This is a genomic window from Klebsiella sp. OBRC7 (genome assembly GCF_000293135.1).
In the GTDB taxonomy this organism is placed as follows: domain Bacteria; phylum Pseudomonadota; class Gammaproteobacteria; order Enterobacterales; family Enterobacteriaceae; genus Klebsiella; species Klebsiella michiganensis.
Window position 1 is genome coordinate 164,944 of record NZ_ALNJ01000064.1, and the last position, 12,430, is coordinate 177,373.

At 52.1% G+C, this 12,430-nt stretch carries 13 protein-coding genes and 2 pseudogenes; 6 read left to right on the top strand and 9 right to left on the bottom strand.

The features are described from left to right. The first annotated feature begins 51 nt into the window (after window positions 1-51). Complete coding sequence (gene ttcA / locus HMPREF1144_RS13450; protein ID WP_004850317.1) at window positions 52-987, top strand: tRNA 2-thiocytidine(32) synthetase TtcA; 936 nt, start codon at window positions 52-54, stop codon at window positions 985-987. 44 nt (window positions 988-1,031) lie between these two features. On the opposite strand, the gene dbpA is transcribed toward ttcA, so the two are convergent. The 4 genes and pseudogenes from dbpA to HMPREF1144_RS13465 form a co-directional block, all read right to left on the bottom strand. Next, a complete protein-coding gene (gene dbpA, locus HMPREF1144_RS13455) occupies window positions 1,032-2,405 on the bottom strand; it encodes an ATP-dependent RNA helicase DbpA (protein WP_004850315.1) in 1,374 nt (457 codons plus the stop codon). Window positions 2,406-2,445: 40 nt separating this feature from the next. Then, window positions 2,446-2,610, bottom strand: a pseudogene (locus HMPREF1144_RS33915) (hypothetical protein); the annotation flags it as partial. 278 nt (window positions 2,611-2,888) lie between these two features. After that, window positions 2,889-3,872 (bottom strand): zinc transporter ZntB, encoded by a 984-nt coding sequence (gene zntB / locus HMPREF1144_RS13460; RefSeq protein ID WP_009653023.1) that lies wholly within the window; start codon window positions 3,870-3,872, stop codon window positions 2,889-2,891. Window positions 3,873-4,214: 342 nt separating this feature from the next. Continuing rightward, window positions 4,215-4,835, bottom strand: a complete 621-nt coding sequence (locus HMPREF1144_RS13465; protein WP_042927683.1) for a helix-turn-helix transcriptional regulator — start codon at window positions 4,833-4,835, stop codon at window positions 4,215-4,217. A 616-nt stretch (window positions 4,836-5,451) separates the two neighbouring features. On the opposite strand from HMPREF1144_RS13465, the gene HMPREF1144_RS13470 reads away from it, so the two are divergent. Continuing rightward, window positions 5,452-6,195, top strand: coding sequence for a DeoR/GlpR family DNA-binding transcription regulator (locus HMPREF1144_RS13470; protein ID WP_009653053.1), 744 nt, complete (start codon window positions 5,452-5,454; stop codon window positions 6,193-6,195). Continuing rightward, window positions 6,188-7,279, top strand: coding sequence for an oxidoreductase (locus HMPREF1144_RS13475; RefSeq protein WP_172618916.1), 1,092 nt, complete (start codon window positions 6,188-6,190; stop codon window positions 7,277-7,279). Before HMPREF1144_RS13470 ends, HMPREF1144_RS13475 begins: the two co-directional genes overlap by 8 nt. Before the next feature lie 72 nt (window positions 7,280-7,351). Here HMPREF1144_RS13475 and umuC read toward each other — a convergent pair whose 3' ends face one another. Both umuC and umuD read right to left on the bottom strand, forming a co-directional pair. Beyond that, a complete protein-coding gene (umuC, locus tag HMPREF1144_RS13480) occupies window positions 7,352-8,617 on the bottom strand; it encodes a translesion error-prone DNA polymerase V subunit UmuC (RefSeq protein WP_009653065.1) in 1,266 nt (421 codons plus the stop codon). After that, the gene (umuD, locus tag HMPREF1144_RS13485) at window positions 8,617-9,039 is read right to left on the bottom strand and encodes a translesion error-prone DNA polymerase V autoproteolytic subunit (RefSeq protein WP_004850301.1); all 423 of its coding nucleotides are present in this window, start codon (window positions 9,037-9,039) and stop codon (window positions 8,617-8,619) included. Before umuD ends, umuC begins: the two co-directional genes overlap by 1 nt. Window positions 9,040-9,326: 287 nt before the next feature. Here umuD and HMPREF1144_RS13490 point away from each other — a divergent pair, with 287 nt between their 5' ends. The 3 genes from HMPREF1144_RS13490 (at window position 9,327) to HMPREF1144_RS13500 (ending at window position 10,361) form a co-directional block, all read left to right on the top strand. Next, window positions 9,327-9,521, top strand: a complete 195-nt coding sequence (locus tag HMPREF1144_RS13490) for a hypothetical protein (protein ID WP_004850299.1) — start codon at window positions 9,327-9,329, stop codon at window positions 9,519-9,521. Between the two features lie 156 nt (window positions 9,522-9,677). Next, entirely contained in the window at window positions 9,678-9,869 is a 192-nt protein-coding gene (locus HMPREF1144_RS13495) for a hypothetical protein (RefSeq protein WP_009652992.1), read from the top strand. A 177-nt stretch (window positions 9,870-10,046) separates the two neighbouring features. Continuing rightward, complete coding sequence (locus HMPREF1144_RS13500) at window positions 10,047-10,361, top strand: PTS sugar transporter subunit IIB (protein WP_009653079.1); 315 nt, start codon at window positions 10,047-10,049, stop codon at window positions 10,359-10,361. Between the two features lie 54 nt (window positions 10,362-10,415). Here the strand turns inward: HMPREF1144_RS13500 and HMPREF1144_RS13505 are convergent, their stop codons facing one another. The 3 genes and pseudogenes from HMPREF1144_RS13505 to HMPREF1144_RS31475 all read right to left on the bottom strand — a co-directional run. Next, on the bottom strand, window positions 10,416-10,979 hold the full coding sequence (locus HMPREF1144_RS13505) for a YagU family protein (protein ID WP_004850292.1): 564 nt from the start codon (window positions 10,977-10,979) through the stop codon (window positions 10,416-10,418). Window positions 10,980-11,175: 196 nt separating this feature from the next. Beyond that, the gene (locus HMPREF1144_RS13510; protein ID WP_042927687.1) at window positions 11,176-11,757 is read right to left on the bottom strand and encodes an outer membrane beta-barrel protein; all 582 of its coding nucleotides are present in this window, start codon (window positions 11,755-11,757) and stop codon (window positions 11,176-11,178) included. Between the two features lie 125 nt (window positions 11,758-11,882). Continuing rightward, window positions 11,883-12,185, bottom strand: a pseudogene (locus tag HMPREF1144_RS31475) (helix-turn-helix domain-containing protein); the annotation flags it as partial. Window positions 12,186-12,430 lie beyond the last annotated feature (245 nt).

Here is a 12,430-nt window from a genome sequence, read left to right on the forward strand (position 1 = left end):
TGAAGTTAACTTTGCCCCTTACATGCCTTTTCGTTTCAGAGAACGTTTATAATGCTTGATAATCAGCAAGTTACAAAGAAAGAAAAATACAATATCGACAAATTGCAGAAGCGCCTGCGCCGTAACGTCGGCGAGGCGATCGCCGATTTTAATATGATTGAAGAAGGCGACCGCATCATGGTTTGCCTCTCCGGCGGTAAAGACAGCTACACCATGCTGGAGATTTTGCGCAACTTGCAGAAAAGCGCGCCAATCTCCTTCTCCCTTGTGGCGGTCAACCTCGATCAAAAACAGCCGGGCTTCCCCGAACATATCCTGCCGGAATACCTTGAGCAGCTGGGCGTTGAATACAAGATTGTTGAAGAAAATACCTACGGCATTGTCAAAGAAAAAATACCGGAAGGTAAAACCACCTGCTCGCTCTGCTCACGTCTGCGCCGCGGTATTCTTTACCGCACCGCTTCTGAGCTGGGCGCAACCAAAATCGCCCTCGGTCACCACCGCGACGACATCCTGCAGACTCTGTTTCTGAATATGTTCTACGGCGGGAAGATGAAAGGGATGCCGCCGAAGCTGATGAGCGATGACGGTAAACATATCGTAATTCGTCCGCTGGCCTACTGCCGGGAAAAAGATATTGAGCGTTTCTCTCAGGCAAAGGGTTTTCCGATTATTCCGTGCAACCTGTGCGGCTCGCAGCCCAACCTCCAGCGCCAGGTCATTGCCGACATGCTGCGTGACTGGGACAAACGCTATCCAGGGCGCATCGAAACGATGTTTAGCGCGATGCAGAACGTAGTGCCTTCCCATCTCAGCGACGTTAACCTGTTCGACTTTAAAGGCATTCAGCACGGCTCTGCGGTCGTTGACGGCGGCGATCTGGCGTTCGATCGTGAAGAGATCCCGATGCAGCCGGCCGGCTGGCAGCCGGAAGAAGATGACGCGCAGCTGGATGAGCTGCGCCTGAACGTGGTGGAAGTAAAATAACGTCTTTGCGTCTCAGGCACGCGCCTGAGACGCCTTTTCCGCGCTTATTTCAGCAAACGAACCCGGCAGGCTTTACCTTTAATTTTCCCGTTTTGCAGCTGCTTAAACGCTTTATGCGCGACACCCTGACGCACGGCAACGTAGACATGCGCCGGATGAACGGCAATTTTACCGATATCTGCGCCCTCAAGACCGATATCACCGGTCAACGCCCCCAGCACATCGCCCGCGCGCATTTTCGCTTTTTTGCCGCCATCAATGCATAGCGTGGCCATCTCTGCCTGCAGTGGCACAACGCTGCTATTCGTCGGCCCACTCATCCAGTTGAGCTTCATTTGCAGCATTTCGGCAAGAATATTTGCACGCTGCGCCTCTTCCGGCGCGCAGAGGCTAATCGCCAGGCCGCTTTCACCGGCGCGGGCGGTACGACCAATGCGGTGTACGTGAACCTCCGGATCCCAGGCCAGTTCATAATTCACCACCAGCTCAAGCGATTTGATATCTAACCCGCGCGCAGCAACATCGGTCGCCACCAGCACGCGTGCGCTCCCGTTAGCAAAACGCACCAGCGTCTGGTCGCGATCGCGCTGTTCAAGATCGCCATGAAGCGATAGCGCGCTTTGCCCGGCGGCGTTTAGCGAGTCGCAGACGGCCTGACAATCTTTTTTGGTGTTGCAGAACACCACGCAGGAGGCGGGCTGATGCTGGCTCAACAGCTTTTGCAGCAGTGCGATTTTGCCGTGTTGCGAGGTTTCGAAAAACTGCTGCTCGATAGCCGGCAGTGCATCAACGGCGTCAATTTCAATAGCCTGCGGGTTGTTTTGTACGCGGCCGCTGATTGCCGCTATCGCTTCCGGCCATGTGGCGGAAAACAGCAGCGTCTGGCGCGAAGCCGGCGCAAAGCGGATCACTTCATCAATGGCATCGCTAAAGCCCATATCCAGCATGCGGTCCGCTTCGTCCATCACCAGCGTTTGTAGGGCATCTAACGATACGGTGCCCTTTTGCAGGTGATCGAGCAACCTTCCCGGCGTAGCAACGATAATATGCGGCGCATGCTGTAGCGAATCGCGCTGGGCGCCGAAGGGCTGGCCGCCGCAGAGGGTTAAGATTTTAATATTCGCCATGAAGCGCGCCAGCCGACGCAGCTCGCCGGCGACCTGATCCGCCAGCTCGCGGGTCGGGCACAGCACCAGCGACTGCGTCTGGAACAACGAGGCGTCAACGTGCTGAAGTAGCCCGAGGCCGAATGCCGCCGTTTTACCACTGCCGGTTTTTGCCTGCACGCGGACATCTTTACCCGCAAGAATCGCCGGCAAAGCCGCGGCCTGAACCGGGGTCATCGAAAGATACCCCAGTTCATTCAGGTTAGTTAGCTGGGCGGCGGGCAAAACATTCAGAGTTGAAAAAGCGGTCACAATTATTTCTCGCATTACATTTAGGGGCGGACAATCTGCTGGCGCGTATCGTCGCAGATCTCCGCTCCCGATGCGACAATTTAATCGGCTCATCGTCAGGCGGCGGGTCGGGTAACGGGCGCGGGCGAGGTTTGGGATCGTGGACCGGTACCGGATCGTTGGGTTCCGGCGGAATGGGAATTGAGTTCAGCTGTTCATTACGCATATTGACTCCCGGTTGTGGGCGGGTACACCCGTTAAGCGTAGAAGCTGAGAAACAGAGCGCAAAAAAAAAGCCGACTCATTAAAGTCGGCGTCGTACGAATCAATTGTGCTATGCAGTAATTCAAAAAAGGAAGTAAGACAATATGGAGCGCAACGCCCATCGCTTGACGTTGCATTCACCTGCGAGAGAGATATTGCCCTGAATGGGTAGATGGTTTATTGATTTCGCTCAAACATTGCCGGGTTTTCACCATCATCATCGCGACAAAAGACGATTCTTTACAGCCATTTACTACGATGCAACCACCATGTAACACCCCCAATGAGAACGACTAACATTAGGCAGAAAATGGCAAAACCCATATGCCAGCTGTTGCCGGGAATGCCGCCGAGGTTGACGCCAAAGAGACCGGTTAAAAAGGTACTGGGCAGAAAAACCATGGCCATCAACGACATCGTATAGGTTCTTCTCGATAGCGACTCCTGCATAATCTGCGCGATCTCATCGCTCATAATCGCCGTGCGGGCGATGCAGCTATCAATCTCATCCAGACCTCGCCCCAGACGTTCGGCAATGTCCTGCATCCGGCGCCGGTGATCGTCCGTCATCCACGGCAGACGCTCGCTGGCTAATCTGGCATACACATCGCGCTGCGGCGCCATATAGCGGCGCATGACGATAAGCTGTTTACGCAACAGCGCCAGGAAACCGCGCGGCGGAACCAGCTGATCCAATAAATCATCTTCCAGATCGATAATCCGGTCGTGAAGCTGCTCGATAAACTCGCTGGCGTGATCGGTCAGCGCATCGCAGACTTCCACCAGCCAGCCGCCGCCGTCAACCGGACCGTTGCCCTCGCGCAAATCGCCGAGTACATCGTCGAGCGCCAGGACTTTGCGCTGCCGGGTGGAGACAATCAAGCGCTCATCCATATAAAGACGCATCGCGACCAGCTGGTCCGGGCGCTCATCGGTACTGCCATTGATGCAGCGCAGCGTGATTAACGCCCCATCGCCAATCCTCGTCACTCGCGGACGAGTGCTCTCCCCGGCCAGCGCGTCACGCACGTTATTGGGCAGCAGCGGCGTCGATGCCAGCCATTCCGCGCTATCCACATGGGTATAGTTGAGATGCAGCCAACATGGATGCTCTTTATCAATGGTGTCACTATCGACCAACGGCTTTACGCCGCCCTGCCCGTCGAACACCCATGCAAAAACGGCATCCGGCACGTTCAGTTCCGATCCCTTAATGGCGTCCACTGGACCTCCGTTAACTCATGCACATTTCCGTAGTCTAGCCTTACGCGACGGTTACGCAAGAGCTAATCAGGGCATGCTGCTGAATTCACTGGCGAAAAGCGGGAGGGCTGAAAAAAAGAACCCGCCGGCGGCGGGTTGTTGATGAACTTTGCAATACGGTGTCTAACCTGCATTATCACCTGCCGCCAGACGCTGGGCTGACGGGAAGGCAGGCTAGCAGGAACCGTTCATTTTTTCTCTTCTGCGTATTGACGAGCGTTGTCATGCAAATGGGTACACATTGCTTTTTCCTCCATTTTAGTAAGCAAAATAAGAATAGAGCGATCTTGCCGGTTTGCAAGGTTAAGAATTATCTTTCGTAACCCAGCGTGCGTTATCCAGATGACGCAGCAATAGTAAGAGGTCTAAATCATTGCGTAGATCAAATTTAGACATAATGAGACGCTTGTGGGCAAAAACCGTTTTATTGCAAAGCGATAGCTTTCTGGCAATCGTGTTCACCGTTAACCCCTGATAAATTGCCGCCGCGATGATTCTCTGCTGCGGGGAAAGCGTCCTCTGCGGGCAACTATCGCACCGGAGCGCCAGCTTTTCTTTTGCTGACGGAGGCGTCAGAACCCATGAAAGTTTAATTTTCGCAATAACCTGAGAGAGCTTCTCATCGCGCCCAACAAAAACTATCTCCTTCAAGCAGAGCGGCAAAGCGCCTCTCCCTCGATAATTTAGCCTGGCAACCACGCCGATCAGCAATCCCGGTTTACGGTTTAACAACTCTGGATGACATACGAACTCTTCTCCGCGACATAAATCCAGTACGACGACGTCTGCATCACGCACGAGCTCTTCGTTAAGCGATGCAGTGACCTGTGTAGAGAATGAGTATTCCGGGAAGAGCGCTTGCAATAAAAATTGAAATCCCAAATTAAAGAACTGGTTATTATTTTTAATGACAATATTCAACATCGATTTAGCCTGCTGACGAAAGTAAATCAAGTATTATCCAGATAGCTAACGATACGCACAGTACAGCTATCGTCGTTTTAAAAAACACGATATAAATAAACATTATTTTTTGACCTGAGAACGGGCACTCAACGAACTTTAAGTAAAATAGCTATCTGGCGTGACGGACATTTCCCTCAACGATTAACTTCGAGGTGTCCCATCCGGAATTAATACTTCAGCATTCAACCCAAACGGAAATAGTGAGAAAACGTCATGGCATCCATATGAATTATATTTCTGCCAACCGGACCGTCGCCAGCAAGTCCAGCTCACGGCGAAGCGCCAGCAAAAACCAGCGCTATCGCTGCTGATAGTGAATTTTGATATAAACACACTCATTAACTCAAGTTATTTCTCGGTATCATTTTAGACTATTCATCGCTTGTCTTTTTCTGCAATCCCGACTTATCGCCTCGACGTCACGTGGATTCAAACGGTGACTTCAGCTCTTGATGAAGCCATCCCGTATAAAAGTCTTTATTAACTCATCCCCGCAGCCGCGCGTTGTGCGGATTCCTTTTTCCGCAAAATGCTGTATTATGCAAGTTATTGCAGTATTTTGCGGGTTAAAACGATGCATAAAACGGCCAGGCAAAAATATCTTATTGATATTCTCAGTGAAAAAGGTCAGATCACGATCAGTGAGCTGGTAGACAGACTGCGGGTTTCTGCAGATACGCTGCGCCGGGATCTTAGCGACCTCGAAAAACAGGGGCTCGCCCAGAAAAACCACGGCGGCGCTATCGCGCTCAATCTCTCCGCCATGAATCGGCAGAACAGGAACACCCTGCTCCCGGATACCAAGAAGCGCTTAGGTAAAATGGTGGCGGAGAAGATCCCCGGCGGATCCACGCTGTTTCTTGACGCCGGGAGCACCGTGCTGGCCGTCGCCACCCAGATACAGGGTCCAATGACGGTCATCACCCCCTCTTTAGATATTGCCCAGCACTTCAGCACGCGTGCGGATATTCAGCTTATTTTGCTGGGGGGTAAATGGGATATGCAGCAGCGCCTGTTTGCCGGTAGCGCTACGGTTTCGCTGCTGGAACGCTATCGGGCGGATATCGCTGTTCTCGGCACCTGTGCGCTCCACGCCGACCTCGGCCTCAGCGCCAGTCAGGAGGCGGATGCTGAAGTCAAGCGCGCCATGCTGGCGGCCAGCGCGGAACATTGGCTGGTGGCCGATCATATGAAACTGAATCACTGCGAGCCCTGGCTGGTTGCCGGACTCGCCGACATCCATCAGCTCTTCCTCGATCGCCCCTGGGACGAACTGAAGGATAACGACTCAATACAGCTCCATATCGCTGATGCTTAATAACGCGGAGATGCTTATGACTACCGGTAAGAACATTAATATTGCCCTGATTGGCTACGGCTTCGTCGGCAAAACTTTTCACGCCCCGCTGATCCAGTCCGTCGACGGCCTGAATCTGGCGATTGTCGCCTCGCGTGATGAAGAGAAAGTGAAACGTGACCTGCCAGACGTCACCGTCATCGCATCGCCTGAAGAGGCCATCCAGCATCCGGATGTCGATCTGGTGGTTATCGCCTCTCCTAACGCAACCCATGCGCCGCTTGCCCGTCTGGCTTTACACGCCGGCAAGCACGTCGTCGTCGACAAACCCTTTACCCTCGATATGCAGGAGGCTCGTGAACTGATTGCCCTCGCGGAAGAGAAACAGCGGGTGCTGTCGGTATTCCATAACCGCCGCTGGGACAGCGATTATCTGGGCGTGAAGCAGGTTATCGAACGGGGGCTCATCGGCAAAGTTAAACATTTTGAATCCCATTTCGACCGATTCCGCCCGGAAGTGCGCGTCCGCTGGCGGGAGCAGAACGTACCGGGCAGCGGCCTGTGGTTTGATTTAGGTCCACATCTGATCGACCAGACGCTGCAGCTGTTCGGCCTGCCGCAGTCGGTGCAGGGGAATATCGCCACCCTGCGTGAAGGCGCGGAAATCAACGACTGGGCGCACGTGGTGCTGAACTATCCGCAGCACAAAGTGGTTCTGCACTGCAGCATGCTGGTCGCGGGCGGCGTATCCCGCTTTACCGTCCATGGTGATAAAGGTAGCGTCGTCAAACAACGCGCTGACCAGCAGGAGAGCCAGCTGCTGGCGGGCGTGGTCCCGGGCAGCGAAAGCTGGGGCGAAGACGACGATAGCCTGGTGGTGTTTGATGCCAACCTGCGCACCAATGAAATCAGCGCGCCACGAGGCGATCAGCGGCAGTACTATATTCACGTCCGCGATGCGCTGACCGGCAAAATCAGCAACCCGGTATCACCCTTAGAAGCGCTCGCCGTCATGGCGGTACTGGAAGCCGCAGCGCAGTCTGCCGAAAGCGGAACAACGCAAACTTTAGCGCTGACCGCAGATGAACTGGCGGGCCTGAAATAAGCGCTGCGCGATATGTTTGACGGTTTGTAGTCCGGAGCGCCGCTCCGGAAAACCACGCCCTTTCATACCAGCCTACAGTTTCACCCGCAGCAAATCGCTGAATCGGGTGGTGTAGGCTGGCGACAGCATCTGCCGTTTCATCTCCCAGCTGCGCTCGATTCCCTGCCCGGCAAACCAGAGCTGGCCTTTTTCACGTCGGTTCACTAAATCAAGCACCGTCATCAGCTGTTCGCTATTCGCTCTCGGCTGATAGTCGTCAAACAGGGCTAACTGCGCCACCCCCTGGCTAAAGAAATCGCCCAGCATCACGCCGCACTTTTGATATCGGCATCCCTCCCGCCAGATAGTATCCAGGCATTTTAGCGCCGCAGCGACGATATCCCGGCTATCCTGCGTCGGGATGTGGATTTTCGTGCCGGCGTCTTTGCTGTAATAGACTTCATGAACGGCGAACGGACTGGTCTTCACAAAGACCGAAACATAGCGGCAGTACTGGTGCTCCGCGCGCAGCTTCTCGGCGGCGCGGACCGCATGGCTGCAGACGGCTTCGCGCATCGCCCCGTATTCAATTACCTTCTGACTAAAGGAACGCGAGCAGATAATTTGCTGTTTAGTCGGCATATACTCTTCCAGTTCAAGACACGGCTCGCCTCTCAGCTCCCGCACGGTGCGCTCCATTACAACGCTGAAATGTTTTCTGATCAGCGAAGCGGGCGTCTCGGCCAGCTGAAGAGCCGTCGTAATCCCCATGTCATTGAGCTTTTTCGCAATGCGTCGCCCCACTCCCCAGATTTCACCGACGGCAACCTTCTCCAGCAGTTTTCTCTGCCTGGCCTGCAATGAGAGATCGACAACGCCCTCGAATTTTGGCCACCTTTTGGCCGCATAATTCGCCAGCTTAGCCAGGGTTTTCGTCGGCCCGATCCCCACCCCTACCGTCAAGCCGGTACTCTGGAGTAATGTACTACGCACGTGGCGACCAAATGCCTCAAGCTCCTCAGAACGATGCATTCCGGTCAAATTTACGAATGCTTCATCAATGGAATATTGATACACCGCGGGCGCCAGTTCTTCGAGAATCGTCATGAAGCGATGGGACATATCGCCATAAAGGGCATAGTTGCTGCTAAACACCGCTACCTGATGACGTTCAAACTGTGATTTCACTTTGAAATACGGCGCGCCCATTGGAATTTCCAGCAATTTCGCCTCGTGGTTCCTGGCGATGACGCAGCCATCGTTATTGCTTAACACCACCACCGGACGCCCGCGTAAGTCAGGGCGAAAGGCTATTTCACAGCTGGCGTAAAATGAATTCACATCGACCAGGGCAAACATCAGCGGAGCCTGTTGATGCTGAAAGTGACAACGCCAAAAATCTCCAGCGCTTCACCGTCGTTGCGCAGCACAATTGGCGGAAAATCCGGGTTCATCGGCAAGAGCTGCATGATGGGGTGCGTACAAAGACGCTTAACCGTGTATTCACCGTCGACTGAGGCAATGATGATATCCCCATGCTTCGCTTTCAGGCCGCGATCCACCACCAGCAGCGTACCTTCATAAATGCCGGCATCCACCATTGAGGTGCCTGTCGCCATGACAAAATAGGTTGCCGCGGGATGGCTGATACAAAGCTCATTGAGATCGATTCCCTTCTCAATATAATCCTGCGCAGGGCTGGGAAAACCGCATGGGACAAGGTCGCTAAATAGCGGAATCGACACAATCTGACGCAACTCAACCGGTTTATAGAACAACATAATAGATTCACCCGTTATGATACTGTGTTTTTATACAGTATCGATAGTTCATCTGAGTTTTTCAAGTCGCCTGTCGGAGATTGGCGTGAAGCCGTTGAAGTTGCGCTGAATTTTGCGTAAGGCGTTGCATAGCACGGGGCTGGAGAATGCCTCTCCCTACGTATTCCAGATGGTTTTGTACGGCATGCTGGAAATTTCCGCAAATTGGGAGGAGGATAGAATCCGTTGATGCGTGCTTTGCTCATCGCTTGTTGTTGTCCACCCGACATACTGAACCGGAGATTCATATGTATTACACGTTAGGAGACAAAACTCTCCACTTTTATCGTTATCAGTGCCGTTTTTATGTCGCTCATTGGGACGGAGGCCATGTGATGGCGGAGAAGTTCAAGCCGTTTATTGCCTCAATCACCGAGAAAACGGGCATTGAGGCAAAGAACGTTGAGGCGGCGGCGCGGGACTACTTCAATAACGTCGACTGAGATTGAACCCCGGACCATCGCTATCGGCTTACCCATAGCGATGGCAACGGCTGGCGAACGGCAGAAAGCGCAAATAATAAGCCGTGTCACGCGATCGTAAAACAAAACCTGTAGGATAGCCCCCGGACGCCACCAGCGCTAAAACGAGGTGAAGAGATGGGAACAGTAAAAGCCAGCAATCTGGAACAGGCAAAGCAGCTTCTGCAGCCCGGCGACGCCATTAAACTCGAACTGGATTTCGAGCTCGACTCTGATGAGTTTTTTAATTTTGCTATCGAGTACTGTACAAATGGAACGAAGCTCACGCGAGCCGGCGATCGCTTCCTGATTTCACGTAAAAAAAGGTAGCCTGAGAGTCATCCCTGCCATTCACAGCATCACAGAGGCATACATTTTTCGCATCTGTGATGCTCTCCGTCATAATAAAAATATCCGCAGAAATTAACCTCAAATATTGATACATCGCGCATTTTCGTGAGTAAAGGAGGAATAGTGTAGCTTCGCTATCTCACCGAGGGTTAAATCGTGAAAAAACTATTAATATGCTGTCTGTTTGGCGAAACGGCAGGGATTATTGCCTGCAAAATGCAAAAAATTGCTGACGATCGGCAATTAGATTTATTAATCAGCGCTGTTGGGGTTGAAAATTTCTTTAGCGTCGCGCCTGCCTATGATGGCGTACTGGTTGCGCCGCATATCCAGTATAAGGTTGAACAATTTATTAGCGCACTGAATTTACCACAAGAAATTGCCGTGATTGAAAGCTTGCCCTATGCCTCATTTGATGGCGAGAAGATCCTCAACTTCGCGCTGAATACGATGCCTTCATCTCTGTCCTGATCTCTATGTCCCGCCCCACACAACCCGCGAGATCGCGGGCTCTGTGGGGATTAATTATCTGAACGGCGCGTCAAGAGGCACTTCGGCGTCAGGTTCATGGGTGATGCGGTTGCGAAGATCGCGACGAATCATCTCAATGGCCCAGAACCAAAAAATATGCCCCACCAGTTCCGAAATATATTCGTCGGCAGGAATATTCAATAAAGAGGGGGTCAGGCCCAGTAACGGAAAGGAAATCCAGTGAACGGCGATGGTTGCGACAATCCCGGCCCATGCCCCCTGCCATAATTTCACTTTCGGAAAGACCTCCGCGACGACACAATAGCCAACGGCAAATACCAATGAGAATATAATATGCGTAACCATCACCGGATTGATGATGTGTTCGGAAAAAGTATAAACCGTATGCGTCGGGTCAATGCCCAGATAGTCGCGTAAGAAAAGATAAGGTGGGTTAAATTCATCTCTGCCACCGGAGAAAGTACGCGGCGGTAAAGGAACTTCAGCGCCCCATTTAACAAATGCCGACATAATCCCTGCCACTACCCCGACAAATAACGCTACGCCATAACGACGGCGTCCAGGTGTGGTCTGTTTAAAAAAATCCTTAATTGCCATAAAATCACCATTAATATATTACATTTATTTTCCCTGTATCATATTTAAAGGCATTGGCGATTATCAATGTTGATCACGATCACACTTTATCGGGTCCTGTGGCTACCAGTTATATACTGTAATTATGACCATAGGTATACCATTAGCAGATAAAGAGCCCCTTTTATTCAAAGGAGACTCTTCCAGTACGATGCGTTTATTGCCCAAAGCGGTAACTAATGCCGGCCATCATGGAGCTCACATCGCTGCTCACGCCAATTTGGTTTTCGTTACCCACATTGTTGACCCACTGGTACTCCAGGCGCCCCGACCATCTGTCATTAAAGGCATATTCGGTACCGAAAGCCAGCACCGGGCGCACGCCGGTATCAAATCGATTTTTTCCATTCACATTGGATTCCGCACGGTAGCCCATCAGGCCGGCCCGGCCGTACAGATCCCAGTCGCTGGTCAGGCTGTAGCTGGCCTTCAACGAAAGCTGTAGCCCCTGACTTTTCATTCGCGAACCGACTGCGCCATGGCGACCATTGATGCCCATATTGCCTAAATAGTCATATCCACCTTCAACCGCCAGCCAGGGGTTAATCTGATAGCCGGTAAACACACCGCCGCCGACGTTATCGCGGTCAACATCGACTTGCCGATCGGTGCTGGAGTCGCCGTAGTGCGACCAGCCAAATTTAGACCCCGCGTACCAGGTTCCTGTCTCCGCAGCAGCAAAAGCGGCAGTCGCCGTAAAAGTATGAGCAATAATTAACGTAATAAGCGTTTTCTTCATAATCATCCCATTGTCGACCCGTTGTCGAATAAATGTCATCGTCAAAAGTTAAGTGGACCTACAATAGAATATTAGCGTCGCGCTGATAATCGTTTTATTATTTAATTTTGGACAAACCGCCAGCGCTATAAACGCTCGGGTAATTTATTCACCCCCGTCAAATACCCTCCCCGTTTAAAAGCAATATAATTACCACTTTTTAACGCCGACAACACGTTTAATACACTGCTGCGTGATAAGTACGTACGTTCCTGGATATAATCCAGGATAGATACCCGCATCCGGGTCTCTTCGGGTAGCTGGCCCATTTCCTGCAAATGATTGCGGATAACGGCGTAGGTTCGCTGCTGTACGACGAGCGCGTCGCGATAGAAAAGATAAGCCGTGTGGTACGACAACAGTGAGGCGACGTTTTCCCAAAGGCCATGCAGGAACGCAACAAGATTTCCCTAAAAATTGCGTAGCTGCGCATTGATGCACATCGGCAAAGATAAGAAAAGTACGGCGTGATTTAAATTTAAACAAACTAAAAAGCTGCCCGCAGGCAGCCCGATCAAAATGATAATAATGCTTACTATACCCGTCATACTTCAAGCGGCTTATGCGTTGGCTTTGTTACTCGGCTCCAAATTATTCAGGGTATATTCAGATATCAAAGGCCCTTTTCGGGGCC

Coding starts and splice junctions, on each gene's coding strand:
- umuC (WP_009653065.1), bottom strand. CDS start 8,617: ATGTTTGCCCTGGTCGATGTGAATTCATTTTACGCCAGCTGTGAAATA.
- umuD (WP_004850301.1), bottom strand. CDS start 9,039: ATGTTGTTCTATAAACCGGTTGAGTTGCGTCAGATTGTGTCGATTCCG.
- HMPREF1144_RS13465 (WP_042927683.1), bottom strand. CDS start 4,835: ATGTTGAATATTGTCATTAAAAATAATAACCAGTTCTTTAATTTGGGA.
- ttcA (WP_004850317.1), top strand. CDS start 52: ATGCTTGATAATCAGCAAGTTACAAAGAAAGAAAAATACAATATCGAC.
- HMPREF1144_RS13490 (WP_004850299.1), top strand. CDS start 9,327: ATGTATTACACGTTAGGAGACAAAACTCTCCACTTTTATCGTTATCAG.
- HMPREF1144_RS13475 (WP_172618916.1), top strand. CDS start 6,188: ATGCTTAATAACGCGGAGATGCTTATGACTACCGGTAAGAACATTAAT.
- HMPREF1144_RS13470 (WP_009653053.1), top strand. CDS start 5,452: ATGCATAAAACGGCCAGGCAAAAATATCTTATTGATATTCTCAGTGAA.
- HMPREF1144_RS13495 (WP_009652992.1), top strand. CDS start 9,678: ATGGGAACAGTAAAAGCCAGCAATCTGGAACAGGCAAAGCAGCTTCTG.
- HMPREF1144_RS13505 (WP_004850292.1), bottom strand. CDS start 10,979: ATGGCAATTAAGGATTTTTTTAAACAGACCACACCTGGACGCCGTCGT.
- HMPREF1144_RS13510 (WP_042927687.1), bottom strand. CDS start 11,757: ATGAAGAAAACGCTTATTACGTTAATTATTGCTCATACTTTTACGGCG.